At 72.8% G+C, this 25,031-nt stretch carries 7 protein-coding genes; 1 reads left to right on the top strand and 6 read right to left on the bottom strand.

Annotated features, from left to right (window positions below):
- Positions 1-10 precede the first annotated feature (10 nt).
- The 6 genes from ACVWNX_RS25285 to ACVWNX_RS25260 all read right to left on the bottom strand — a co-directional run bounded on the left by ACVWNX_RS25285 (position 11) and on the right by ACVWNX_RS25260 (position 23,693).
- Complete coding sequence (locus ACVWNX_RS25285) at positions 11-4,630, bottom strand: amino acid adenylation domain-containing protein (protein WP_454410169.1); 4,620 nt, start codon at positions 4,628-4,630, stop codon at positions 11-13.
- Positions 4,627-18,582: an amino acid adenylation domain-containing protein gene (locus ACVWNX_RS25280; RefSeq protein WP_454410167.1), complete on the bottom strand. Its 13,956-nt coding sequence runs from the start codon at positions 18,580-18,582 to the stop codon at positions 4,627-4,629. Before ACVWNX_RS25280 ends, ACVWNX_RS25285 begins: the two co-directional genes overlap by 4 nt.
- Positions 18,583-18,984: 402 nt before the next feature.
- Positions 18,985-20,325 (bottom strand): sensor histidine kinase, encoded by a 1,341-nt coding sequence (locus tag ACVWNX_RS25275; RefSeq protein WP_454410165.1) that lies wholly within the window; start codon positions 20,323-20,325, stop codon positions 18,985-18,987.
- Positions 20,326-20,331: 6 nt separating this feature from the next.
- Positions 20,332-20,985 carry a response regulator transcription factor gene (locus ACVWNX_RS25270; RefSeq protein ID WP_454410164.1) on the bottom strand — a complete coding sequence of 218 codons (654 nt, stop codon included), beginning with the start codon at positions 20,983-20,985 and terminating at the stop codon, positions 20,332-20,334.
- A gap of 349 nt (positions 20,986-21,334) precedes the next feature.
- Complete coding sequence (locus tag ACVWNX_RS25265) at positions 21,335-23,377, bottom strand: ABC transporter ATP-binding protein (RefSeq protein ID WP_454414931.1); 2,043 nt, start codon at positions 23,375-23,377, stop codon at positions 21,335-21,337.
- A gap of 31 nt (positions 23,378-23,408) precedes the next feature.
- Complete coding sequence (locus ACVWNX_RS25260) at positions 23,409-23,693, bottom strand: MbtH family protein (protein ID WP_454410163.1); 285 nt, start codon at positions 23,691-23,693, stop codon at positions 23,409-23,411.
- A 697-nt stretch (positions 23,694-24,390) separates the two neighbouring features.
- Here ACVWNX_RS25260 and ACVWNX_RS25255 point away from each other — a divergent pair.
- Positions 24,391-24,954, top strand: a complete 564-nt coding sequence (locus tag ACVWNX_RS25255) for an ArsR/SmtB family transcription factor (RefSeq protein ID WP_454410162.1) — start codon at positions 24,391-24,393, stop codon at positions 24,952-24,954.
- Positions 24,955-25,031 lie beyond the last annotated feature (77 nt).

The raw sequence follows: 25,031 nt of genomic DNA, 5'->3' as shown, positions 1-25,031 counted from the left end.
CGAGAAAGGTCTAGAAGTCGTTGTCGTCGTCGAACCCGTCGGCGTCGAACTCGGCGTCGAGTTCGGCTTCGAGTTCGTCCACTTCGTCCTGCGCGAGGTCCAGGAGGTCGAAGTCGGAGGGGGTGTGGCCGCCCGCGGCCGGGGCCTCGGTGTGGGCGGCGAGTCCGGCGAGCTGGTCGGTCCACGCCGTGCCCAGGGCTTCGGCGTCGGCGGTGTCCAGGGCTCCGTCCGGCCAGCTCAGGGTCAGCGTCAGCTCGGGACCCTCCGCCGTGTCCCGGATCACCGCACCGGCCTCCAGGACGTGCGACACCGGCATCCCCGGGTCCGCCGAACCTCCGACGGCGGTCTCCCCCGCCATCTGCCAGGCACCCACCGGACCGCTCCGGTCCGTGGCCGCCGCCGTGAAACGGCCCAGGTAGTTGAACCCGATCTGTGCCGCCGGGGCCGCCGCCAGCGCACCCGACGTCTCGGGATTCAGGTGCCGCAGCAACTCGTAGCCGAGACCGTCGCCCGGCACCCGCTGCGCCTGCTCCTTCACCGCCTTCAGCACCTCGCCCGCCGCACGGCCGCCCTCGACGGCCTCGGCCAGGTCGATGCCCGTCACGTCCAGACGCACCGGCTGCACGCTGGTGAACCAGCCGACCGTCCGGGACAGGTCCACATCACCGATCGCGTCCCGGCCATGGCCCTCGATGTCGACGAGGACACTGGACGCGTCCGGACGCCAACGGCCCACCGCACCCGCCAGCGTCGACAGCAGTACCTCGTGCACCCCGCAGTGGAACGCGGTCGGGGTACGACTCGTGAGCGTCAGCGCCTGGGAGGCCGGGACCACCCACTCCTTGTGCCGTGACGTGCCCATCACATCGACGGCGGGGTCGAGCGCCCGTCGGCCCAGCACCGGCTCCGGGGCCCCCAACAGCTTGAGCCACTCGTCCAGTTCACCGGACCGTTCCGGGCTGACGGCCTGCTCGGTGAGCACCTCCGTCCAGCGACGGAACGACGTCCCCGCCGGGTCCACGGTGCCGTCCTCGTACGCGGCCTGGAGGTCGGGCAGCAGGATCCGCCACGACACCCCGTCCACCACCAGGTGATGGGCGACCAGGACCAGTCGGCCCACCCTGCCCGGGCCCGCGTCGACCCAGACCACCTGGAGCATCACCCCGGAGGCAGGGGCGAGACGTCCTACCGCCTCCCGGGCCGCGCGGCCCGCGACGGCGTCCAGGTCACCGTCCGCGTCCGTGGCCTCGACGCGGGTGACGAGGTCCGCCGGGTCGACGGACCCACGCTCCGGAACGACCAGCTTCCGCTCGCCCTCGACCGTACGCGCCCGCAGCAGATCGTGAGCGTCGACGACCGCGCCCACCGCCCGCGTAAGCGCCTCCCGGTCCAGACCGGCGGGGGCGCCCACCACCGTCCACTGGGCGAAACCAGGACTCGTGACCCGATCGCCCATGGCACGCATCACCGGAGTCCACGCCACATCGCCCACGCCCGTGTCGGCCACGCGGGGAGCGTTCTGGGAGGTGAGCGACTCCACCACGGTGGCGAGCCGTTCCACGGTCTTCTCCTCGAAGACCTGACGCGGGGTCAGCACCAGCCCGGCCTTCCGCGCGCGGGAGGCAAGCTGCATCGACATGATCGAGTCGCCGCCCAGCTCGAAGAACCCGTCGTCCGCGCCGACCCGCTCCAGACCCAGCACCTCCGCGAACAGCGCGCACAGCAGCTCCTCGACCGCGCCCACCGGGGCACGGCCAGAGGCCCCCACGGCGGCGTCCGGGGCGGGCAGAGCCGCCCGGTCGACCTTCCCGTTCACGGTGAGCGGCAGGGCGTCCAGCGTCACGAACACGGACGGGACCATGTATTCCGGAAGCCGTCCAGCCGCGAACGTTCGCAGAGTGTCAACGTTCACCGCTTCGTCAGCGGCGACCACGTATCCGACCAGCCGCTTGTCGCCGGGGCCGTCCTCCCTCGCCACCACCACGGCCTGACCGACCCCGGGGTGCGAGGACAGGACCGCCTCGATCTCGCCCAGTTCGATGCGGAAACCACGGATCTTCACCTGGGCGTCCGCCCGGCCGATGAAGGCGAGTTCGCCGTCCGGGGTCCAGCGGGCCAGGTCGCCCGAGCGGTACATGCGCTCGCCGTCCGCGAACGGGGACGCCACGAAGCGCTCGGAGGTGAGGTCCGGGCGGGCTATGTACCCACGTGCCAGACCGGCGCCCGATACGTATACCTCACCCGTCACACCAGGCGGAACCGGGCGCAGGAAGGAGTCCAGGACGTAGACGCGGGAGTTGGCCAGCGGCTTACCGATCGCCGGAGCCTCGCTGACGGACGTCGTAGCGGAGTCCACCCGCCCAGCCGTCACCATCACCGTCGCCTCGGTCGGACCGTACGTGTTCCACAGATTCGTACGCGACGCCCACCGCGCCGCCAGATCCGCGCTGAGACGTTCGGCGCCGAGGACCCATGTCCCCATGCCCGGCACCTGCTCCGGGTCCAGCGCCCCTAGGAGCGACGGGACGATGCTCGCCGTCGACACCTCGTTGGCCGCCAGCATCCCGGCGAGGGCACCCGCCTCGGCACGCTCCTCACCCGTCGCGATGGCGAGAGTCCCACCGGAGCCGAGGACGACGGCGACGTCGAGGATGGCCGCGTCGAAGCTGAAGGAGGCGAACTGCAACGTCACGACACCGGGACCAGCACCCAACGCCGGACCCATCGCACCCACCAGGTTCACCACACCCCGGTGGCCGACCGCCACACCCTTGGGACGACCCGTCGAACCGGAGGTGTAGATCACGTACGCGAGCTGGTCGGGGCCGGTCACGCCCGGCAGTGCAGTCGAGTCGTCGTCCGGGACCTCTTCGAGGAGGACCACCCGAGCGTCCGTGCCGGAGGGGACACGGTCCAGGGTCTCGGCGGTGGCCAGGACGACCGTCGCGCCGCTGTTCTCCACCATGTACCGGAGGCGGTCAGCCGGGTACTCCGGGTCCAGCGGGACGAACGCGCCGCCCGCCTTCCACACCGCCAGCTCACCCACCACCACATCCACACCACGCGGCAGGCACAACCCCACCACCCGCTCACGGCCCACACCCGACGCCACCAGAAAACGCGCCAGCCGGTCCGACCGCGCCTCCAACTCCGCGTACGACAACGCGTCGGTGCCGGAACGCACCGCCACCGCCTCCGGCGACGCCTTCACATGCCCGCCGAACAGGTCCAGCAACGAACCCCCGGGAACGGCGCGGTCGGTGTCGTTCCACTCGGAGACGACCGCCGCCCGCTCGGCCACCTCCAGCACCTCGACCGACGCCACCCGCGCCGACGGATCGGCCGCCATCTGTTCCAGCACCCGGGCCAGACGGCGGCCCACCGCCGCCGCCTCCGCACCCGAGAACAGATCCAGGCGGTGGGTGATGTGGAGCTGGAGCGTGTCGCCGGGGAGGACGCCCAGGGTGAGGGGGTAGTTGGTCGACTGGTGGCCTTCGAGGATGGAGAGGGAGAGGGAGTCCGGGGACCTCGGCGGGGCGGGCAGACGGGGGTAGCTCTCGAAGACGACGAGGCTGTCGAAGACGGCGCCGGGGCCCGCGAGCCGCTGGATCTCCGCGAGGCCCGTGTGCTGGTGGGACATCAGCGTGGTCTGCCGTCGCTGGAGGTCCGTCAGCAGTTCCCGTACCGACAGCGCGCCGTCGAGGCGGACGCGGACCGGGAGGGTGTTGATGAACAGGCCGATCATCGACTCCACACCCGGCAGCTCCGGGGGGCGGCCCGCGACCGTGGCGCCGAACACCACGTCGTCCCGGCCCGCCAGCCGCGCCAGCACCAGCGCCCACGCGCCCTGCACCACCGTGTTCACCGTCAGCCCGTGCGCCCGCGCCAGTTCGCCGACCGCCGCGCTGGTCCCGGGGCCGAGGTCGACCGTGACCTCCTCCGGGAGCGCCGCGACCCGGGTCGCGTCGGCGGGGGCGATCAGCGTCGACTCGTCCGTGCCGGACAGCTCCGCCCGCCAGGCGGCCCGCGCGGCCTCCTTGTCCTGGCGGCCGAGCCAGGCCAGGTACTCCCCGTAGGAGTGGGCCCGGCCGAGCCCCGAGGTGTCCTCGCCGCCCGCCGCGTAGACGGCGGACAGTTCACTCATCAGGACGGGCATCGACCAGCCGTCCATGATGATGTGATGGGTCGTCATGACCAGTCGGTGGCGGCGGTCGCCCAGCCGCACCAGAGCGAGTCGCAGCAGGGGCGGTGCCGCGAGGTCGAGCCGTCGTGACCGCTCCCCGTCCGCGAGGTCGCGCAGCGCCGCCTCCGCCCGGTCCCCGGGCAGCCCGGAGAGGTCGGTCTCGCTCCAGGGCAGGGCGACCTCGCGCATGACGAGCTGCACCGCCTCGCCGGAGCCGCGACGGTGGAAGCTGGCCCGTAAGGTCGCGTGGCGCTTGAGCAGCGTCCGCCAGGACGCGCGGAGCCGGGCCGGGTCCAGGGGGCCGTCCAGGGCGAGGACGAACTGCACCCCGTAGATGTCGGGGCCCTGGTCGTCGTAGCCCGCGTGGAACAGCAGCCCCTCCTGGAGCGGCGACAGCGGCCAGACCTCGGCCAGGGCGGACCCACGGGCGGCTTGGGGAGACTTCACTGGGACAGCCCTCCTTCGAGGTTGGCGGCGATGGCTTCGAACTCGTCCACTTCGTCCTGGCCCAGGGCCAGCAGTCCGAAGTCGGAGGGGGTGTGACCGCCCGCGGCGGGGGCGTCGGTGTGGGCGGCGAGACCGGCCAGCATGGCCGCCCAGCCCGCCCCGAGCGCCTCGACCTCGGTGTCGGTCAGCAGTCGTTCCGGCCAGCTCAGGCTGAGGGTCAGTTCCGGACCGTCCGCCGTGTCCCGGATGACCGCTCCGGCCCCCAGGACGTAGGCGGCGGGCATGTCGGGGTCGGCGGAGCCCCCGACGGCGGTCTCCCCGGCCATCTGCCAGGCGCCCACCGGACCGTTCCGGTCCGTGGCCGCCGCCGTGAAGCGGCCCAGGTAGTTGAACCCGATCTGCGGCGCCGGGGCCGCCGCCAGCATCCCGGAGGTATCCGGGTTGAGGTGCCGCAGCAGCTCGTAGCCGAGACCGTCGCCCGGCACGCGTTGGGCCTGCTCCTTCACCGTCTTCAGGACCTCGCCCGCCGCACGGCCACCGTCGAGGGCGTCGAACAGGTCGATGCCCGTGACGTCGAGCCGGACCGGCTGCACGCTGGTGAACCAGCCGACCGTCCGGGACAGGTCCACCTCGCCCACCGGCTCCCGGCCGTGGCCCTCGATTTCGACGAGGACACTGGACGCGTCCGGGCGCCAACGGCCCACCGCGCCCGCCAGGGTGGACAGCAGTACCTCGTGCACCCCGCAGTGGAACGCGGTCGGGGTGCGGCTGGTGAGCGTCAGCGCCTGGGACGCCGGAACCACCCACTCACGACGCCGCAGCGTCCCGACGACGTCGACCGCGGGGTCCAGCGCCTCCCGGCCGAGCGGGGTACCGGACTCGCCCAGCAGTTCCAGCCAGCCGTCGAGTTCGCCCACCCGTCCCGGGCTCACCGCCTCCTCCGCCAGCACACCCGACCAGCGGCGGAACGACGTCCCCACCGGGTCCAAAGCCATGCCCTCGTAGGCGGCCTGGAGGTCCGGCAGCAGAATCCGCCACGACACACCGTCCACGGCCAGGTGATGGACGACCAAGGCGAGTCGGCCGGTTCGGTCCGGACCCGCGTCCACCCACACCACCTGGAGCATCACCCCGGAGGCAGGGTCGAGACGGCCCACCGCCTCACGCGCCGCACGACCAGCGACGGCGTCCAGGTCACCGTCCGCCGCCGTGGCCTCGACCCGGGTGACGAGGTCCGCCGGATCGACGGACCCCCGCTCCGGAACGACCAGCTTCCGCTCACCGGTCACCGCACGCGCCCGCAGCAGATCGTGAGTGTCGACGACCGCGCCCACCGCCCGCGTCAGCGCCTCCCGGTCCAGATCCGCCGGGGCACCCACCACCGTCCACTGGGCGAAGCCGGGGCGGACCACCCGCTCGCCGAGGGCGTGCATCACCGGGGTCCAGGGAACTTCCCCCACCCCGGTGTCGTCGGTGGTGGCGGTCACCCCGGTCCGGTCGATGACATGGGCTAGGCGTTCCACGGTCTTCTCCTCGAAGACCTGACGTGGGGTCAGCACCAGCCCGGCGCGACGGGCCCGGGACGCCAACTGCATCGACATGATCGAGTCGCCGCCCAGCTCGAAGAACCCGTCATCGGCGCCGACCCGCTCCAGCCCCAGCACCTCCGCGAACAGCGCGCACAGCAGCTCCTCGACCGCGCCCACCGGGGCACGGCCCATGGCGCCCTCGCCGAAGCCGGGGTCGGGGAGCGCGTCACGGTCGATCTTCCCGTTGGCGGTGCGGGGCAGGGCGTCCAGGACGACCACGACCGCCGGGACCATGTACTCGGGCAGCGTGCCGGCCACGTGCTGCCGGACGGTCGGACCGTCCAGGGCGGTCCCTGTCCCGCCGCCCGTGACGTAGCCGATGAGCCGACGGGCGCCCTGCCGCTCCTCCTTGACGACCACGACGGACTGGGTGACGCCGGGGGCCCGGGTGAGGGCGGTCTCGATCTCACCGAGTTCGATGCGGTGCCCACGGACCTTGACCTGGTGGTCGACCCGGCCGACGAAGACGAGTTCGCCGGTGTCGGTCCAGCGGACGACGTCCCCGGTGCGGTACATCCGCTCGCCGTCCGCGAACGGGGAGGCGACGAAGCGGCCCGCCGTCAGATCGGGGCGTCCCAGGTAGCCGCGCGCCACGCCCGCCCCGGCGAGGTACAGCTCGCCCGCCACCCCGGGCTGGACCGGCTGGAGGAAGGCGTCCAGTACGTAGACCCGGGTGTTGTCGAGGGGGCGGCCGATCGGGGGGACCTCGGCGCCTTCGAGGGGGCGGCTCACGGTGGAGGCGACGGTGGCCTCGGTGACGCCGTACTCGTTGACGAGTTCACGGCCCTCGGCCCAGCGGCGGCGCAGTTCGCCGGACCCCGGTTCGCCGCCGATGACGACGGTCCGCAGGTCGGGCAGGTCGTCGACGGGCAGTTGCGCGAGGACCGTGGGGGTCAGCGCCACATGGGTGACCCGCTGGTCGCGCATCAGCTCGGCGAGTTCGTCGCCGGAGGTGTCGTTGAGGCGTCCGGGCGCCAGGACGAGTCGGCCGCCCGCGCACAGCACGGGCCAGATGTCGGCCATGGAGACGTCGAAGCTGGGCGAGACGAGCTGGAAGACGGCGCTGTCCGGGTCGAGCCGGTGCCGTCGGACGCGGTCCGCGATGAGGTTGCTGAGTCCGGAGTGGGGGACGAGGACGCCCTTGGGGGTGCCCGTGGAACCGGACGTGTAAATCACATACGCCCCGTGCTCCGGCAACAGCGCCCCCAACCGCTCCCCGTCCGTCAGTCCACCACCCGGCAGAGCGGCGAGTTCCGCGACGGTCCCCGCATCGTCCAGGACCACCACCCGACCCGAGAACCCCTCCGGCACCAACCCCCGCGTCCCCGACGTGCACACCACCACCAACGGATCCGCGTCCCCCACCACGAACCCCACCCGCTCCACCGGATAACCCACATCCACCGGAACAAAAACACCACCCGCCATCGACACACCCAACAACGCCACCACCAACTCCACCGACCGCTCCACCAACACACCCACCCGGCACTCCGGACCCACCCCCAACCCCACCAACAACCGACCCAACCGACCCGCACCATCCTCCAACTCCCCATACGACAACGACCGCCCCCCACCCACCACCGCAACCCCATCCCCCCACACACCCACACCCCCACCGAACAACCCCGGCAACACCCCCGCCACCCACGGCACCACCGTCCGGTTCCACCCCTCCACCACCACACCACGACCACCCACACCCACCACACCCACCCGACCAACCAACCCACCCACATCACCCACGAACTGCCCCAGCACATGGACGAACGAGGCGAGTACCTCGGCGGACCAGGCCCGGGTGAAGAGGTCGGGGCGGTAGACGATCTCGGCGTGGAAGCGCCCGCGCCCCGGGTCCACCACGAGGCTCAGCGGGTAGTGGCCGGCGTCGAGGGGGATGCCCGCGGACCGCATGGTGATCGCGTCGGGGGCGTCCGAGGGCTCCTCCGTCGTCCTCGGGTAGTTCTCGTAGACGACGAGGGTGTCGAACCCGGCCCCCGCACCCACCCACTGATTGATCTCCTGCAACCCCACATGCTGATGCGACATCAACCCCGACTGCCGCCCCTGCAAATCCACCAACAACTCACGCACCGACACCCCACCCTCAACACGCACCCGCACCGGCAACGTATTGATGAACAACCCGATCATCGACTCCACACCCGGCAGATCCGCAGGGCGACCCGCGACCGTCGCACCGAACACCACATCCGTCCGGCCCGCCAACCGCGCCAACACCAACGCCCACGCGCCCTGCACCAACGTGTTCACCGTCAGACCCTCAGCACGCGCCACCTCCCCCAGACGACGCGACAGCTCCTCCTCCAACTGGAACCGCACCCGCTCCGGCACCACCGCCACACCCGACGACACCTCACCCGGAGCCACCAAAGTCGCCCCCTCGACTCCTGACAACTCCTCCACCCACGCCGCCCGCGCCGCCCCCTTGTCCTGACCACCCAACCAACCCAAGTACTCACCATACGAACCCACCGACGGCAACACCCGACCCGAACCCACAGCCTCATACGCCGCCGTCACCTCACCCACCAACACCGGCAACGACCAACCGTCCAGCACAATGTGATGACTCGTCAGGACGAGCCGGTGGCGCCGCTCGGACAACTTCACCAACAGCACCCGCACCAAGGGGGGCTTGGTCAGGTCGAAGCGCCGCGCGCGCTGCTCGGCGCAGAGCCGGTCCAGCTCCGCCGTGGCCTCCTCGACCGGCAGCGCGGAGACGTCCGCGTCGACCCACGGCACCACCACCGACCCCGACACCACCTGCACCGCACCACCCGACACACCCGCACCCGAATGGAAACCCGCCCTCAACACCGGATGCCGCCCCAACACCACCCCCCACGCCTCACGCAACCGACCCACATCCACCACACCCTCCACCACCAACGACCGCTGCCCCTCATACACATCCACCCCACCACCATCAAACTCCGCATGAAACAACAAACCCTCCTGCAACGGAGACAACGGCCAGACATCAACCAAGTCCGGCACCACCCGCTCCAACTCCTCCAACGACTCCTGCGACACCTCCACCATCGGGAAGTCCGACGGGACGCGTCCGCCCGCCCCCGGGGCGTCCGTGTGCGCGGCGAGACCGGCCAGCATCCGCACCCAGCCCTCGCCCAGCTCCTCCGCGTCGGCCTCGGAGAGGACCGCCTCCGGCCAGCTCAGGGTCAGCGTCAGCTCGGGACCGTCCGCCGTGTCCCGGACGACCGCCCTGGCCTCCAGGACGTGCGACACCGGCATGTCCGGGTTGGAGGAACCGGCCACGGCCGTCTCCCCCGCCAGCCCCCAGGCGCCGACCTCCGTGCCCTCACCGGTGACCGAAGCGAAACGGCCCAGGTAGTTGAAGCCGATCTGCGGCACCGGGGCCGCCGCCAGCGCACCCGACGTCTCCGGGTTGAGGTACCGCAGCAGACCGAACCCGAGACCGTCCGCCGGGACGGCGCGGGACTGCTCCTTGACCGCCTTCAGCAGGGCCCCGGCCGCCGTGCCGCCCCCGGCCGCGTCGGCGAGGTCGATCCCGGTGACGTCCAGCCGCGCGGGGTGGATCTTGGTGAACCAGCCGACCGTCCGGGACAGGTCCGCGTCACCGACCGCGTCCCGGCCGTGGCCCTCCACGTCGACGAGGACGTTCGCCGCGTCCGGGCGCCAATGCCCCACCGCGCCCGCCAGCGTCGACAGCAGCACCTCGTGCACCCCGCAGTGGAACGCCGACGGAGTGCGACCCGTGAGCGTCAGCGCCTGTGCCGCCGGAACGGTCCACTCACGGCGCCGCAGCGTCCGTGACACGTCCACCCCGGCGTCCAGCGCACGACGGCCCAGCAGCGGACCCGGCTCGCCCAGCAGCTCCAGCCAGCCGTCCAGCTCGCCCACCCGCTCCGGGCTCACCGCCTCCTCCGCCAGCACACCCGACCAGCGGCGGAACGACGTCCCCACCGGGTCCAGGCCCGTGCCCTCGTAGGCGGCCTGGAGGTCGGGCAGCAGGATCCGCCACGACACACCGTCCACCGCCAGGTGATGGACGACGAGGACCAGTCGACCCACCCGGTCCGGCCCCGCGTCCACCCACACCAGCTGGAGCATCACCCCGGAGGCAGGGTCAAGACGGCCCACCGCCTCACGCGCCGCACGACCCGCCAGCACGTCCAGGTCATCGTCAGCATCCGTGGCCTCGACGCGGGTCACCAGACCCGCCGCGTCGACGGACCCCCGCTCCGGAACGACCAGCTTCCGCTCGCCGGCCACCGCACGCGCCCGCAGCAGATCGTGAGCGTCCACGACCACACCCACCGCCCGCTCCAACGCCTCCCGGTCCAGATCCGCGGGGGCACCCACCACCGTCCACTGGGTGAACCCGGGGCCGGTGATCCGCTCGCCCAGGGCCCACATCACGGGGGTCCACGGCACCTCGCCCACGGCCACGTCGGCCGGGCCGTCCACGGCCGTGGGGCCTCCGGTGGCGAGCGGTTCCGCGACCAGGGCGAGGCGTTCCACGGTCTTCTCCTCGAAGACCTGACGCGGGGTCAGCACCAGCCCGGCACGACGGGCCCGGGAGGCGAGCTGCATCGACATGATCGAGTCGCCGCCGAGGGCGAAGAACCCGTCGTCCGCGCCGACCCGCTCCAGACCCAGCACCTCGGCGAACAGCCCGCCCAGCAGTTCCTCGACCGCGCCCGTCAGCGCCCGGCCGGAGACCTGGGCGGCGAAGTCGGGGGCGGGCAGCGCGGCCCGGTCCGCCTTGCCGTTCACCGTCAGCGGGAGGGCGTCCAGGACGACCACGACCGCCGGCACCATGTACTCGGGCAGCGTCCCGGCCACATGCTCCCGCACGGCTTCCGGGTCCACGGCCGACCCGTCCGCGACCACGTAACCGACCAGCCGCTTCTCGCCGGGACGGTCCTCCCGGGCCACCACCACGGCCTGGCCGACCGAGGGGTGCGCCGACAACGCGGCCTCGATCTCGCCGAGTTCCACCCGGAAGCCCCGCACCTTGACCTGGGCGTCCGCCCGGCCGACGAACGCCAGCGCGCCGTCCGGCGTCCAGCGGACCAGGTCGCCGGTGCGGTACATCCGCCCGCCGGACGCGAACGGGGAGGCGACGTACCGCTCCGCCGTCAGGGTCGGACGGTCCAGGTAGCCGCGGGCCAGTCCGGCGCCCGCGATGTACAGCTCGCCGGCCACCCCGGGCGGCACCGGACGCAGGGAGGAGTCCAGGACGAAGGTCCGCATGTTGTCCAGCGGGCGGCCGACGGGGATGGCGGCGGGGACGGGGGCGGCCGGGTCGAGGCGGTGGGAGGTGGCGAAGGTGGTGGTCTCGGTGGGGCCGTAGCCGTCGACGACGACCAGCCCGGGGCACGCCTCGCGGACCCGGCGGACCGCCTCGGCCCGGACCGCGTCGCCGCCGGTCCACACCTCGCTCAGACCGCGCAGGCAGCCCGGGTCGTCCTGGGCGAAGAGGTGGAAGAGGGCGGCCGTCAGCCAGATCGCGGTGACGCCGTGCCCCTCGATCCACTCGCGGGCCAGCGCCGGGGTGAGCGCGCCGGACGGGGCGACGACCGTCCGGCCGCCGTTCAGCAGCGGCACCCACAGCTCGTAGGTGGAGGCGTCGAAGGTCTGCGCGGAGTGGGCGAGGACCCGCTCGTGGCCCCGGGCGAAACGGCCGTCGTGGGCGAGGGCGACCACGTCGGCGTGGGTGACGACGACGCCCTTGGGGACGCCGGTGGAACCGGACGTGTACATCACGTACGCCGCGTCGCGTTCCGTCACGGACACGCCGGTGAAGCCCGTGCCCGTACCCGTGCCCGCACTCGTACCTGTGGCACCACCAGTACCACCAGCGCCGTCCCCGTCACCGTCACCGTCACCAGCACCGTTCCCGGTTCCGGTGAGGAGCGCGGCGGCCGGGACGGCGGTTCCGTACGCCTCCGGGGCGGGGTCCGTGCCGTCGTCGCCGCGCACGGTCAGCACCGTGCCGTCCAGCGTCAGCCGCAGCCGCCGCTCCGGCCAGTCCGGGTCGACGGGGACGTAGGCGGCGCCCGCCGTGAGGACGCCGAGGACGACGGCGACGTAGTCCGGCGAGCGGTCCAGCGCCACCCCGACGAGGTCGCCCCGGCGCACCCCCCGGGCGGCGAGCCCGGCCGCCACCCGGTCGGCGGCGGCGGCGAGCGCGGCGTACGTCCAGGTGCGGTCGGCGCCGGTCACGGCGACGGCGTCGGGGGTGCGCGCGGCCTGGGCGCGGAACCGTTCGGGCACCGAGCCGCCGGGACGGACGCGGGTGGTGGCGTTCCACTCGTCGGTGACCCGGTGGCGGGCGGCGCGGTCGAGGAGTTCCAGTCGGCCGAGGGGCGCGTGCGGGTCGGCGGCCAGGCGCTCCAGGGCCCGCAGGAAGCGGTCGAGGACGTCGGTGGCGGTGTCCCGGTCGAGGACGTCCGTCCAGTAGGACAGCCGGGCGCGGAGTCCGTCGAGGGGGTCCACCACCAGGGCGAGCGGATAGGTGACGGACTCGCGCATCCAGGCCTCGGTGAGGGTGACGCCCTCGGGGACCTGTCCGTCGGCGGCGGCCGTGGCGGGGTTCATCCGGGACGGGTAGTTCTCGAACGCCAGCAGGGTGTCGAACTCGGCGCCCGGTCCGGCGAGCCGGTGGACGTCGGCGAGCCGCAGGGTCTGGTGGTCGAGCAGCGCGGACTGGTGGGCCTGGAGGCCGTCGAGGGTGTCGGCGACGGTGCGCTCCGGGGCGAGGCGGACCCGGACGGGAACGGTGTTGATGAACAGGCCGAGCATGTTCTCCATGCCCGGCAGGTCCGCCGGGCGGCCCGCGACGGAGGCGCCGAAGACCACGTCGTCGCGGCCGGTGAGCTGGCCGACGACCAGCGCCCAGGCGGTCTGGACGACGGTGTTCAGGGTGACGCCCCGGCCCCGGGCCAGCGCGCCGAGGGCCTCCGTCAGCCGGGCGGGGGCCTGCGCGGACACCGTCTCGGAGACGGCGTCGGGCCGTCGGTCCTCGGGGGCGACCCGGGTGGGCTCCTCCAGTCCGGCGAGCTCGGCGCGCCACGCCTCGCGGGCGGTCGCCGCCTCCGCGTCGCGGGCCGCGAGCCAGCCGAGGTAGGCGGTCTCGGGGGTGACCGGGGGCAGCGCGGCGGCGCTGCCGTGCGCCGCGTAGCAGGCCCACAGTTCCCGGCGGAGCACGGGCAGGGACCAGCCGTCGAGGACGAGGTGGTGGAGGGTCACCAGCATGCGGTGGCGGTCGGGCCCGGTCCTGACCAGGAGCACCCTGAGCAGCGGGGGGACGGCCGGGTCGAAGCGCCGGGCGCGTTCCTCGACGGCGATCCGCTCGGACTCGGCCCAGGCGTCCGCCTCGTCGAGCGAGGAGAGGTCCTCCTGCCGCCAGGGCAGCGGGACGCGGTCCACCACGGTCCGGACCTGTCCCGTTCCGGTGGTCCGCCCGTCGCCTGGAGTCCGTTCGGCGGCGGGGCGGCGGTCCTCGCCGGGGAGCTGGTGGAACCCGGCGCGGAGTCCGGGGTGGCGGTCGAGCAGCGCCTGCCAGGAGGCCCGCAGCCGTGGCGCGTCGAGGGGGCCGTCCAGGCCGAGGACCATCTGTTCGACGTAGACGTCCTCCGCCGCCTCGTCGTAGAGGGCGTGGAAGAGCAGGCCCTCCTGGAGCGGGGCGAGCGGCCAGACGTCGACCAGTCCGTCGACGGTGGACTCCAGGGTGTCGACCTGGTCCTGGCCGAGCGTCACCAGCGGGAAGTCGGAGGGGGTGCGGCCGCCCCCGCCGGAGCGGGTGACATGGGCGGCGAGCCCGGCGAGCGCGGCGGCCCAGCCGTCGGCGAGGGCGCGGGACTCCGCCGGGTCGAGGAGTCCGGCGGGCGCGGCGACGGTGAGGACGAGCCGGGGGCCGTCGGCGTGGTCGCGCACCTCGCCGAGGACCTCGACGGCGTGCATGACGGGGAACGCCCCGTCGGAACCGGCGGTGAGCGCGAGGTCGCCGGTCGGCGTCCAGGGGGCCGGGGTGCTGGTGGCGGTGGTGCGGGCGGTGGTGGCGCGGCCCAGGTAGTTGAAGCCGATCTGCGGGGCGGGGAGGGCGGCGAGGCGGGGGCCGGTCTCCGGGTTGAGGTGGCGGAGCAGTCCGTGGCCGAGGCCGTCGCCGGGGAGCGCGCGCAGTTGTTCCTTGATCCGCTTCAGGGCGCGTCCGGCGGCCGGGCCGCCCGCTCTCAGCTCGGCCGGGTCGAACGCCCCGGGGGCGAGCCGGACGGGACGGACCGCGGTGAACCAGCCGACGGTGCGGGACAGATCGGCGCCCGGGGTGAGCGGCTCCCGGCCGTGGCCCTCCACGTCCACCAGGAACCCGCCGTCCGGGGCGGCGGCGCCGCGCCACTCGGTGAGCGCGGCGGCCAGTCCGGTCAGCAGGACGTCGTCGACGCCCGCGCGGAACGCGGTGGGGACGGCGGTCAGCAGCGCGGCGGTGACCTCGGCGGTGACCTCCGCGGTGACCCGCCGCACGGTGGCGACGAGGTCCCGCGCGGGGTCCACGGGCCGCTCGGTGAGCAGGGGCTCGGAGGCGCCGAGGAGGCGGGTCCACGCCGGGAGTTCGGCGAGCCGGTCCGTCCCGGCGGCCTGGGCGGTGAGCGCCCGGGACCAGTGGCGGAACGAGGTGGGCACCGGGGCCGGGGCGGCCGGGCGTCCGGCGGCCAGCGCCTCGTAGGCGTCGGCCAGTTCGGGCAGCAGCGTCCGCCAGGACACGGCGTCCACGACCAGGTGGTGCGCGGTGACCAGCAGCCGTCCCGGGGCGCCGGGGCCGCCGTCCAGCCACACCCACTGTGCGACGGTTCCCGCGAACGGGTCGAGCCGTCCCACCGCCTGGCCTATCTGATGTTGCGTCAACTCTTCGCCGTCTACCGCCGATCCGGCCTCGACCCGGCGCACCCACTCCTCGACCGGCACGGTCCCGGGTTCGGCGACCTCCAGCCGCAGGGGGTCCGGCAGCAGCCGGGCGCGCAGCACGTCGTGGTGGTCGACGACCGTCCGGACCGCTTCGACCAGGACGTCGTACCGCAGTCCGGGCGGGGTGACCACCGCCGCCGACTGCACCACCCGGCCCAGCCGGTCCCCGGTGCCCACGCGGTCCAGCAGTTCCCGCATCACGGGGGTGAGCGGCACCTCGCCCGTGCCCGGCTCGCCGTCGTCGACCGGGGTGTCCTCGTCGAAGACGACCACGGCGGCGAGCGACTCGGGGGTGCGGTGCTCGAACACCTGGCGGGCGGTGAACCGGGCCCCGACCCGCCGGGCGGCGGACACCAGCATCATCGACATGATCGAGTCGCCGCCCAGCTCGAAGAACCCGTCGTCCGCACCGACCCGCTCCAGCCCCAGCACCTCCGCGAACAGCGCGCACAGCAGCTCCTCGACCGCGCCCACCGGGGCACGGCCAGAGGCCCCCACGGCGGCGTCCGGCGCGGGCAGAGCCGCCCGGTCGACCTTCCCGTTCACCGTCAGCGGCAGGGCGTCCAGCGTCACGAACACGGACGGCACCATGTACTCCGGAAGCCGCCCAGCCGCGAACGTTCGCAGAGTGTCAACGTTCACCGCCTCACCAGCGGCGACCACATACCCGACCAGCCGCTTCTCCCCCGGCCCGTCCCCCCGCGCCACCACCACGGCCTGACCGACCGAGGGGTGCGAGGACAACACCGCCTCGATCTCACCCAGCTCGATACGGAAACCACGGACCTTGACCTGCGCGTCCGCCCGGCCGATGAAGGCCAGTTCGCCGTCCGGGGTCCAGCGGGCCAGGTCACCCGACCGGTACATCCGCCCACCATCCGCGAACGGCGACGCCACGAAACGCTCGGACGTCAGATCCGGACGGGCTATGTACCCGCGCGCCAGACCCACACCCGACACATACACCTCACCCGTCACACCAGGCGGAACCGGGCGCAGGAAGGAGTCCAGGACGTAGACACGGGAGTTGGCCAGCGGCTTACCGATCGCCGGAGCATCGCTGACGGACGTCGTCGCGGAGTCCACCCGCCCGGCCGTCACCATCACCGTCGCCTCGGTCGGACCGTACGTGTTCCACAGATTCGTCCGCGACGCCCACCGCGCCGCCAAGTCCGCGCTGAGGCGTTCGGCACCGAGGACCCACGTCCCCATGCCCGGCACCTGCTCCGGGTCCAGCGCGCCCAGGAGCGACGGGACGATGCTCGCCGTCGACACCTCACGCGCCGCCAGCATCTCCGTCAACGCACCCGTCTCCGAGCGCTCCTCACCCGTCGCGATCGCCAGCGTCCCACCGGAACCGAGAACCACGGCGACATCGAGGATGGCCGCGTCGAAACTGAACGACGCGAACTGCAACGTCACCACACCCGGACCAGCACCCAACGCCGGACCCATCGCACCGACGAGGTTCACGACACCCCGATGACCGACCGCCACACCCTTCGGACGACCCGTCGAACCCGACGTATAGATCACGTACGCCAACTGGTCGGGGCCGGTGACGCCCGGCAGCACAGTGGAGTCATCGTCCGGAACCTCCTCCAGGAGGACCACCCGGGCATCCGTACCCGACGGGACCCGGTCCAGGGTCTCAGCGGTGGCCAGGACGACCGTCGCGCCGCTGTTCTCCACCATGTACCGGAGGCGGTCAGCCGGGTACTCCGGGTCCAGCGGGACGAACGCGCCCCCCGCCTTCCACACCGCCAGCTCACCCACCACCACATCCACACCACGCGGCAGGCACAACCCCACCACCCGCTCACGACCCACACCCGCCGCCACCAGAAAACGCGCCACCCGATCAGACCGCGCGTCCAACTCCGCGTACGACAACGCGTCCACACCCGAACGCACCGCCACCGCACCCGGCGACGCCTCCACATGCCCGCCGAACAGATCCAGCAGGGACCCTCCGGCAACGGCACGGTCCGTCGCGTTCCACTCCGAGACCACGGCCGTCCGCTCGGCCTCGCCGAGGACGTCCACCCGGCCCACGGGGAGGGAGGGGTCGGCGGCCAGACGGGTCAGGAAGCGGAGGAAGGAGGCGTGGGCGGAGCGGAGCCAGGGACGGTCGTAGAGAAGGGAGTTGGCCTCGAAGGTGACGCGCATGCCCTCCTCGTCCGACCAGCCGCTGACCAGGACGCCGAACTCCTCGACACGGCGGCTGGAGCGCTCGTGGACGACGGCCCGGTGCTCACCGAAGCGGAGGGTCTCGCCGATCGGCATGATGTTGACGTACGGGCCGAACTGCCAGCGGCCGCCCGCGGGCCAGCCGACGGCGCGGCGCAGCCACTCGCCACGGAAGCGCTGGTGCTCGACCAGGCCGTCGACCTCGCGTTCGGCGAGCCGGGCGAGGTCCGCGAAGGTGGTGTCGGCGGTGACGGGCAGACGCAGCGGCAGCACGTTGGCGGTGGTGGCCGGGGTGCGCCGGGCCTGGGCGGTGGCGCGGACGGAGACGGGCAGGCTCAGCAGCGCCTCGTCGGATCCGGCGAGGCGGCCGGTGAAGGCGGCGACGGCGGCGATGACGAGACGGGGCCAGCTCACCCCGGTGAGGGCGGCGGCGCGGCGCAGCGTCTCGACGCCCTCGGGCGGCAGGTGGCCGGTCTCGCGCAGCACCTCGTCGGGGCGGTCGGAGCGCTGGCCGGGGACGTTCACCGGCTCGGGCTGGTCGGCGAAGTGGTCGCTCCAGTAGCGGAGGTCCGTCTCGTACTGCTCGGAGGCGCGGTAGGCGGACTCCTGCCGTCGCAGTTCGCGCAGGGGCGCGTGACCGGGCGGCGGCGGGGTCTCGCCGTGGAGGAGGGCGGTGTAGACCCGGGCGACGCGGCGGCCCATGAGGGAGCAGCCGTAGGCGTCCATCAGGAGGTGGTTGTAGCGCTGGAACCAGCCGTAGCGGTCGGGGGCGAGCCGGAAGAGGGCGTGGGAGAACAGGGTGCTCTCGGTGGGGTCGCCGGTCTGGTGGAGTTCGCGGCGCATCCAGGCTTCGGCGGCTTCCCGGGGGTCGGCCTCGGCGCTGAGGTCCACGACGGTGAGCGCCCCGTCGGACTCCCGGGGGTCGCCGGAGGGAGCGGGGGCCGGGTCGGTGGCGCGGGGGGCGAACCGCTGGGTCACCCGGTCGCCGTCGGCCACGAGCGTCACCCGCAGGATCTCCGCTTCCGCGACGGCCTGCCGCAGGGCGCGGGCGAAGAGCGCGGGGTCGACGGCACCGGCGATCTCGACGTACTGACCGACGTTGTAGAGACGACGCGATTCTTCCATGCGCTGCGCCAGCAGAATTCCCTCTTGGGAATCGAAGAGGGGCAGTTCGTAATCAGCCTGACCGTTCATCATTCCCCCGGGCCTGGAATACCGAACAGGGTGCGATGTGTCCGTCGCGGATATGTGCTGGATGGGCCTCGATAACGGGCATGATCCAGCCCGCGTTCATGCTCTCACGGAGAATTGTCTGGCGACAGTGTGGACGTTCCGGGGCGGTCGGGGCGGCGTCCAACTGATGGTTTTCCTTGGTTGGACGCCCCGTCCGTGCCGTTGGTGTGCCCGGTGCGCACCGCTTCCACGGGTGACGGCGGTGGAGGTGCCGTCCGGCGCGGGGGCGGAAGGGCGCGCGGGGGCGCGGGGCCCGAGCGCGGGGGCGACGGAAAGCGCCCGGCTCCCTCGGGGTGGGAGCCGGGCGCTGGTGCGGTGGCCGGTGGCGCGGCGGTCCGTCCGTGACCGGCGGGCGTGGTGGCCGGGTCAGAGCCGGGCGACCGCCCTGCGGGCCGTGGGGCGCGGGGGGTCGAGAGGCGCGGGACCGAACGGGCGGGGGGTGAAGACGGCCTCCATGGTGAGGCCGCCGCCGGGGCGGGCGCGGGCGATGAGCTGGGCGCCGTGGGCGGCGACGATGGCGCGGACGATGGAGAGTCCGAGGCCGTGGTGACCGTCGTTGGGGGTGCGGGCGAGCCGTTGGAAGGGTTCGAGGAGCCGGTCGACCTGCTCGGGCGGGATGTCGTTGCCGGTGTTGGCGACCCGGACGAAGGGGCGGCCGGACGGGGTGGTGCCGGTGGCGATCTCCACCTTGCCCAGGGGCACGTTGTAGTCGATCGCGTTGTCGACGAGGTTGGCGACGAGCCGTCGGATGAGGGCGGGGTCGCCGGAGATGGCGGCGGGCCGGATGTCGGACTTCCACTGGAGGCCGCGGGCGCGCAGCCGGGCGTCGAAGGCGAACAGGGTCTCCTCGGCCAGGTCGTCGAGTTCCAGGGGCTCGGGGTGTTCGACGCCCCGTTCGCTGCTGGAGAGGGTGAGCAGGGACTCCAGCAGCTGGGCCTGTTGCTGGCTGATGACCAGGAGCCGGTCGAAGGTGTCGCGGAACGTCTCGGCGGTGGCCTCGTCGTCCATCAGGGTCTCTTCGAGCAGCGCGTGTTCCAGGGTGAGGGGGGTGCGTAACTCGTGGGCGGCGTTGGCGACGAACCGTTTGTGGGACTCCAGGGCGGTCTGGAGCCGGCCGAGGAGTCCGTCGACGGTGTCGGCGAGGTCCTTGAGCTCGTCGGAGGGGCCCTTGGCGTCGAGGCGTTCGTGGACGTTGCGGGCGGAGATCTGCTGGATCGTGGAGGTCATGGTGCGCAGCGGACGCACGATCCGTCCGGCGACGAGCCAGCTGAGCACGATGGAGATCACCGCCATGATCGCCAGGGCGATCAGGGACTGCACCAGGAGGATTTCCATCTCCTGATCACGCCGGAGTGCGGCGCTCTCCTGCAGGCTCTGAGCGCTTTCCTGCAGCTTCTTGGCCTGTTCGGTGGCCCAAGCGGGCGGGTTGGTCAGCCGGGTGCCGCTTCCGCCGGGTCCCGGCCGGGAGCCGGAGGGCGGGAGGGCGGGGAGGGGGCCGAGCCCCTGGTTGTAGATCTTGATGTCGCTCTTGCGCCTGTCGACCAGCAGATAGGTGATCGCGAGCAGGGCGGCCCCGGAGGAGACGAACAGCGCGCCGAACAGGACCGTGAGGCGCATCCGGACGCGGCGGGGCAGCAGGCGCGCGGGGACCCCGGTGGGCACGATCCGGCGCAGCAGGGGCAGGCGTAACAGACGGGGCAGGTGCATCGGCTCTCAGATCCGGTAGCCGCCGCGGGGGACGGTCTCGATGAGGGGCGGCGACCCGAGCTTGGGGCGCAGGCGGTTGACCGTCGTCTTCACGGTGTTGGTGAAGGGGTCGGCGGCCTCGTCCCAGACGCGTTCGAGGAGTTCCTCGGCGGTGACGGGACGGCCCTGGGCGGCCAGCAGGCACTCCAGGACGGCGAACTCCTTGGGGGTGAGCCGCAGGGGGACGCCGGCCCGGGTGGCGACCCGGCGGGCCGGGTCCAGCCGCAGGTCGCCGTGGACGAGGACGGGCGGGATGGCCTGGTCGGGGCGGCGGGCGACGGCCCGGATGCGGGCGACGAGCTCGGCGTAGGCGAAGGGTTTGGGGAGGTAGTCGTCGGCGCCCCGGGTGAGGCCCTCGACGCGGTCGGCGATGGTGCCGGACGCCGTGAGCATCAGGACCCGGGCGCGGTGCTCCTGTTCCACGAGGACGCCGCAGACCTCGTCGCCGTGGACCTCGGGGAGGTCCCGGTCGAGGACGACGACGTCGTAGTCGACGACGGTCGCGCGTTCGATGGCGTCCGCCCCGTCGTACGAGACGTCGACGGCCATGCCCTCCCGGCGCAGTACGCGCGCCACCGAGTTCGCCAGTTCGGCGTGGTCTTCGACGACGAGGACCCTCAACTCTTCACCCCCGGCGCGGCGCCTCATGGGCGGGGCACCGGGCGGCACAGGCTGTTCATGTCGGCAGCCTGCCCGGACCACGGTCACGCCCCGGTCACAGCGTCCGCTCATCGTGTTGTCTGGTCGGCCCGTGCGGGCTCAGGGTACTCCCGGCTCCTGTGGACGGGGGCCGTTTCGGATGTCCCCGGCGGGTGCGGGGGCCGCGCGTACGGCGTCGGGCGTACCGGCCCGGACGGGCGCGGGGCACACCGGCCACCGGCGCTGGACGCACCGGCCGGACGGCGCGGTGTCCGGAACGCCGCGGGGGCGTTCCGGACACCTGTGGGTTCCCGGTGGGTTCCCGGTCGGTTCACCGCGCCCCGGGGGGCGGCCCGCCGAGGATCATCGGGGCGGGTCCGGAGCCCGGGGGCGGCAGCGGCGGGAGGGGGTCCGCGCCGGGGCCGCCGCCGAACGTCTGGGGTCCCACCGTCCGCTGCGGGGCGGGCTTGACCGGCCCGGTGCCGCGCCCGTTCCCGGCGAACTGGGTGCGGTACAGCTCCGCGTAGAGCCCGCCGAGGTCGAGCAGTTCCTCGTGGTTGCCGCGTTCCTGGACCCGTCCCTTGTCGATGACGAGGATCTGGTCGGCGTCGCGGATCGTGGAGAGCCGGTGGGCGATGACCAGCGAGGTCCGGCCGATGAGCGCGGTCTTCAGGGCGCGCTGGAGGGCGGCCTCGGACTCCGAGTCGAGGTGGGCGGTGGCCTCGTCGAGGACGACCACCGGCGGGGCCTTGAGCAGCAGCCGGGCCATCGCCAGACGTTGCTTCTCGCCGCCGGAGAGCCGGTAGCCGCGGTCGCCGACGACGGTGTCGAAGCCGTCGGGCAGCGCCTTGATGAGGTCCCAGATCTGGGCGGCCTTGCACGCTTCGACGAGCATCGGCTCGGTGGCGTCGGGGCGCGCGTACATCAGGTTCTGCCGGATGGTCATGTGGAACAGATGGGCGTCCTGGGTGACCATGCCGACGGTGTGGTGCAGGGACTCCAGGGTGAGGTCCCGCAGGTCCTGGCCGCCGATGCGGACGGTTCCCTCGACCGGGTCGTAGAGGCGGGGCACCAGGTGGGTGATGGTGGTCTTTCCGGCGCCGGAGGGGCCGACCAGGGCGGTGAGCTTCCCGGCCGGGACGGTGAAGCTGAGGCCGCGCAGCGTCCAGGAGTCGTCGGTGCGTTCCACGGAGGGCAGCGCGATCGATTCCAGGGACGCGAGGGAGACCTCCCGGGCCTTCGGGTAGCGGAAGGACACGTTGTCGAACTCGATGTCCGGGGCGCGGGTGGTGCCGGCGCCGAAGGCGGGCAGGGCCTTGGCGCCGGGCTTCTCCGAGATCAGCGGCTTGAGGTCGAGCACCTCGAACAGCCGGTCGAAGCTGACCAGTGCGGTCATCACGTCGGCCTGGGCGTTGGAGAGCTGGGTGATCGGGGTCATCAGCCGGGTGAGCAGGGTCGCCAGCGCGACCAGGGTGCCGATGTAGAACGACCCCTCGATGACGAGCGCGCCGCCGAAGCCGTAGACGGCGGCGGTGGCGAGCGAGCCCAGCAGCATCATCGTCAGGAAGAGCATCTTCCCCTGGACGGCGGTCTGGATGCCGAGGTCACGGGCGCGTCCGGCCTGGTCGGCGTAGAGGCCGACCTCGGTGTCGGGGCGGCCGTAGAGCTTGGCCAGCAGGGCGCCGGTCACGTTGAAGCGCTCGTTCATCAACGAGCCCATCTCGGCGTTGACCTGCATGTGGGACCGCATGAGGACCTGGAGCTTACGCCCGATGATCTTTCCGGGGAGGACGAACAGCGGGACGATCACCAGGCCGATCAGGGTGATCTGCCAGGACAGCAGGAACATCGTCACCAGGACGAACACCAGGGTCAGTCCGGCGGAGACGACGGTGGACAGCAGGGTGGTCAGGGCGCGTTGGGCGCCCACCACGTCGGTGTTGAGCCTGCTGACCAGGGCACCGGTCTGGGCTCTGGTGAAGAAGGCCAGCGGCTGGCGCTGCACGTGGTCGAAGACCTCGGTGCGCAGCCCGTAGATGAGGCCCTCGCTGACCCGGGCCGAGTACCAGGTCTCCGCCCAGCCCACGACCAGTCCGGCCACCGCGAGCAGGCCGATGGCGCTGGAGAGCCAGACCACGACGGACAGGTCGCCCTTGGCGATGCCGTCGTCGATCAGGTACTTGAACATGACGGGCGGTGCCACGATGATGCCGGCGTTCAGGGTCGTGATGCCCAGGAGCAGCCCGATGCTGAAGCGGTACGGCCGGGTGTAGGGCAGGATGCGTTTGGCCGTGCCGGATTTGACGCCGTGTTTGTTCCCGGACGGATCCGGTCCCACCCCGCCGAACGTCACCGGCCCGGAGCCGCCGATCATGGCCACAAGGGTCTCCTCTTGTTCCTCGCCATCATCGGGCGGCTTGGGCGGATTCGACGTCCTGCTGGTTCACGGTGCCGTCGTCGGCGGCGGCCCGGTTGGCGGCGTCCTTGGCCATGTCGTCGATGAGGCTCTGGGGACGCAGGTCCGTCCAGTTCTCCTCGACGTAGTCGATGCACGCCTTGCGGGAACTCTCGCCGAAGACCACGCGCCAGCCGTCCGGGACGACGGCGAACGCGGGCCAGAGCGAGTGCTGGTTCTCGTGGTTCACCAGCACGAAAAAGGAGCCGTCCTCGTTGTCGAACGGGTTTGCCATGACCACTCCCCATCCATATCGGGATTGCCTGGACCCGCTCAAAGTAGTCGCGGGTTTCCGGGTGCACAAGGCTGGACGAACGGGCTCGGCACACCGGGGAATTGCAGGGTCGGTAAAGGACGGTCGGGCGGGTCCGGGGAATAGGGCGGCGGCGCGCGCGAACGTCTGCCGGTAAACCGTGAACGCCCCTTGGAGAACCCGTCTGGGAACGGACCGCTGAACGGTCCGGTAACCCGTCCGGTGAATTACCGGGAATTCCCCGCGCGGACCGGACGGCCCCGGTGACCCCGACGGCCCCGTCGGCTTCCCGTGGCTCCGTCGGCTTCCCGGCCCCGTCCAAGTGTCGGGTTCGGACACTTGGACGCCCGGGAGCGCCGGGCCCCCCGGTTCCGGCCGGGTCCGCTGGATCGTTCCCGTGGTGGCGTCCGCCTCGACGCCCGCCGACGAACGTAGCAGCGGGACTCCGTCACCGGCAGCGTCCAGGGCGGGGAGCCGGACGGCGGCGCGCCGGGCACCCGCCGTCCGGGAAGAGCCGGGCACCCGCCGTCCAGGGGGAGTCAGTGACCCGCTGTCCAGGGGGAGGCGGACGCCCGCGCGGGCCCGTGGACCGCCGGAGGACCGGGTCCCTCCACCGGTGGGGCCGCCGACCGGTGTCCACCAGGGGGAGGAGCGGGGCGCGCGGCGATACCCTGGGGGAATGAGCGAGCATGCGCCGTCGTCGACGTCGGAGGACGCGTTGGCCGACCGGGTCGCCGAGCTGACGCGCCGGGTCGCCCGGCTGGAGGAACGGCTGGAGGGACGGGCCGGGGGCGTCGCGGGAGCGGACGGGGCCGTGGTCGAGGAGGAGTCCGCCGACGCCTACTGGGCGCTCCCCCAGCTGCGGGGCAGACTGCAGGAGGCGGCGCACGGCGGGGTGCTGTTCGCCGGGTCCGTCGGGGGCTCCGGCGGTGAACAGGTGGAGTGGGAGCGGTCCGCCACCACGGAGTCGCTGCTGACGTCCGACTGGACCGAACTGGCCGACACCCTGGGGGCGCTGGGGCAGCCGGTGCGGCTGCGGCTGATTCAGGCGCTGCTGGAGGGGCGGACCTCGGTCTCCGAGCTGACCAAGCTGGACGGGGTCGGCACCACCGGACAGGTCTACCACCATCTGCGGCAGCTCGTCGCCGCCGGATGGCTGGAGACGACGAGCCGCGGACGGTACCAGGTACCGCCGACGCGGCTCGTGTCCCTGCTCATCGTGATCGCCGCGGCGCGGCGCTGAGCCCGTCCGCCCCCGTCCCCCGGTCCCGCCCGCCGGTCGGCGGGTGCCCGGGGTGCCGCCCGGGCACGGGACGGGGA

It is taken from the genome of Streptomyces sp. JNUCC 64 (assembly GCF_054484115.1).
Note: the sequence above shows the minus strand (reverse complement) of the source record. Positions and strands in the feature narration are given on the sequence as shown.

Coding starts and splice junctions, on each gene's coding strand:
- ACVWNX_RS25280 (WP_454410167.1), bottom strand. CDS start 18,582: ATGATGAACGGTCAGGCTGATTACGAACTGCCCCTCTTCGATTCCCAA.
- ACVWNX_RS25275 (WP_454410165.1), bottom strand. CDS start 20,325: ATGCACCTGCCCCGTCTGTTACGCCTGCCCCTGCTGCGCCGGATCGTG.
- ACVWNX_RS25265 (WP_454414931.1), bottom strand. CDS start 23,377: ATGATCGGCGGCTCCGGGCCGGTGACGTTCGGCGGGGTGGGACCGGAT.
- ACVWNX_RS25260 (WP_454410163.1), bottom strand. CDS start 23,693: ATGGCAAACCCGTTCGACAACGAGGACGGCTCCTTTTTCGTGCTGGTG.
- ACVWNX_RS25255 (WP_454410162.1), top strand. CDS start 24,391: ATGAGCGAGCATGCGCCGTCGTCGACGTCGGAGGACGCGTTGGCCGAC.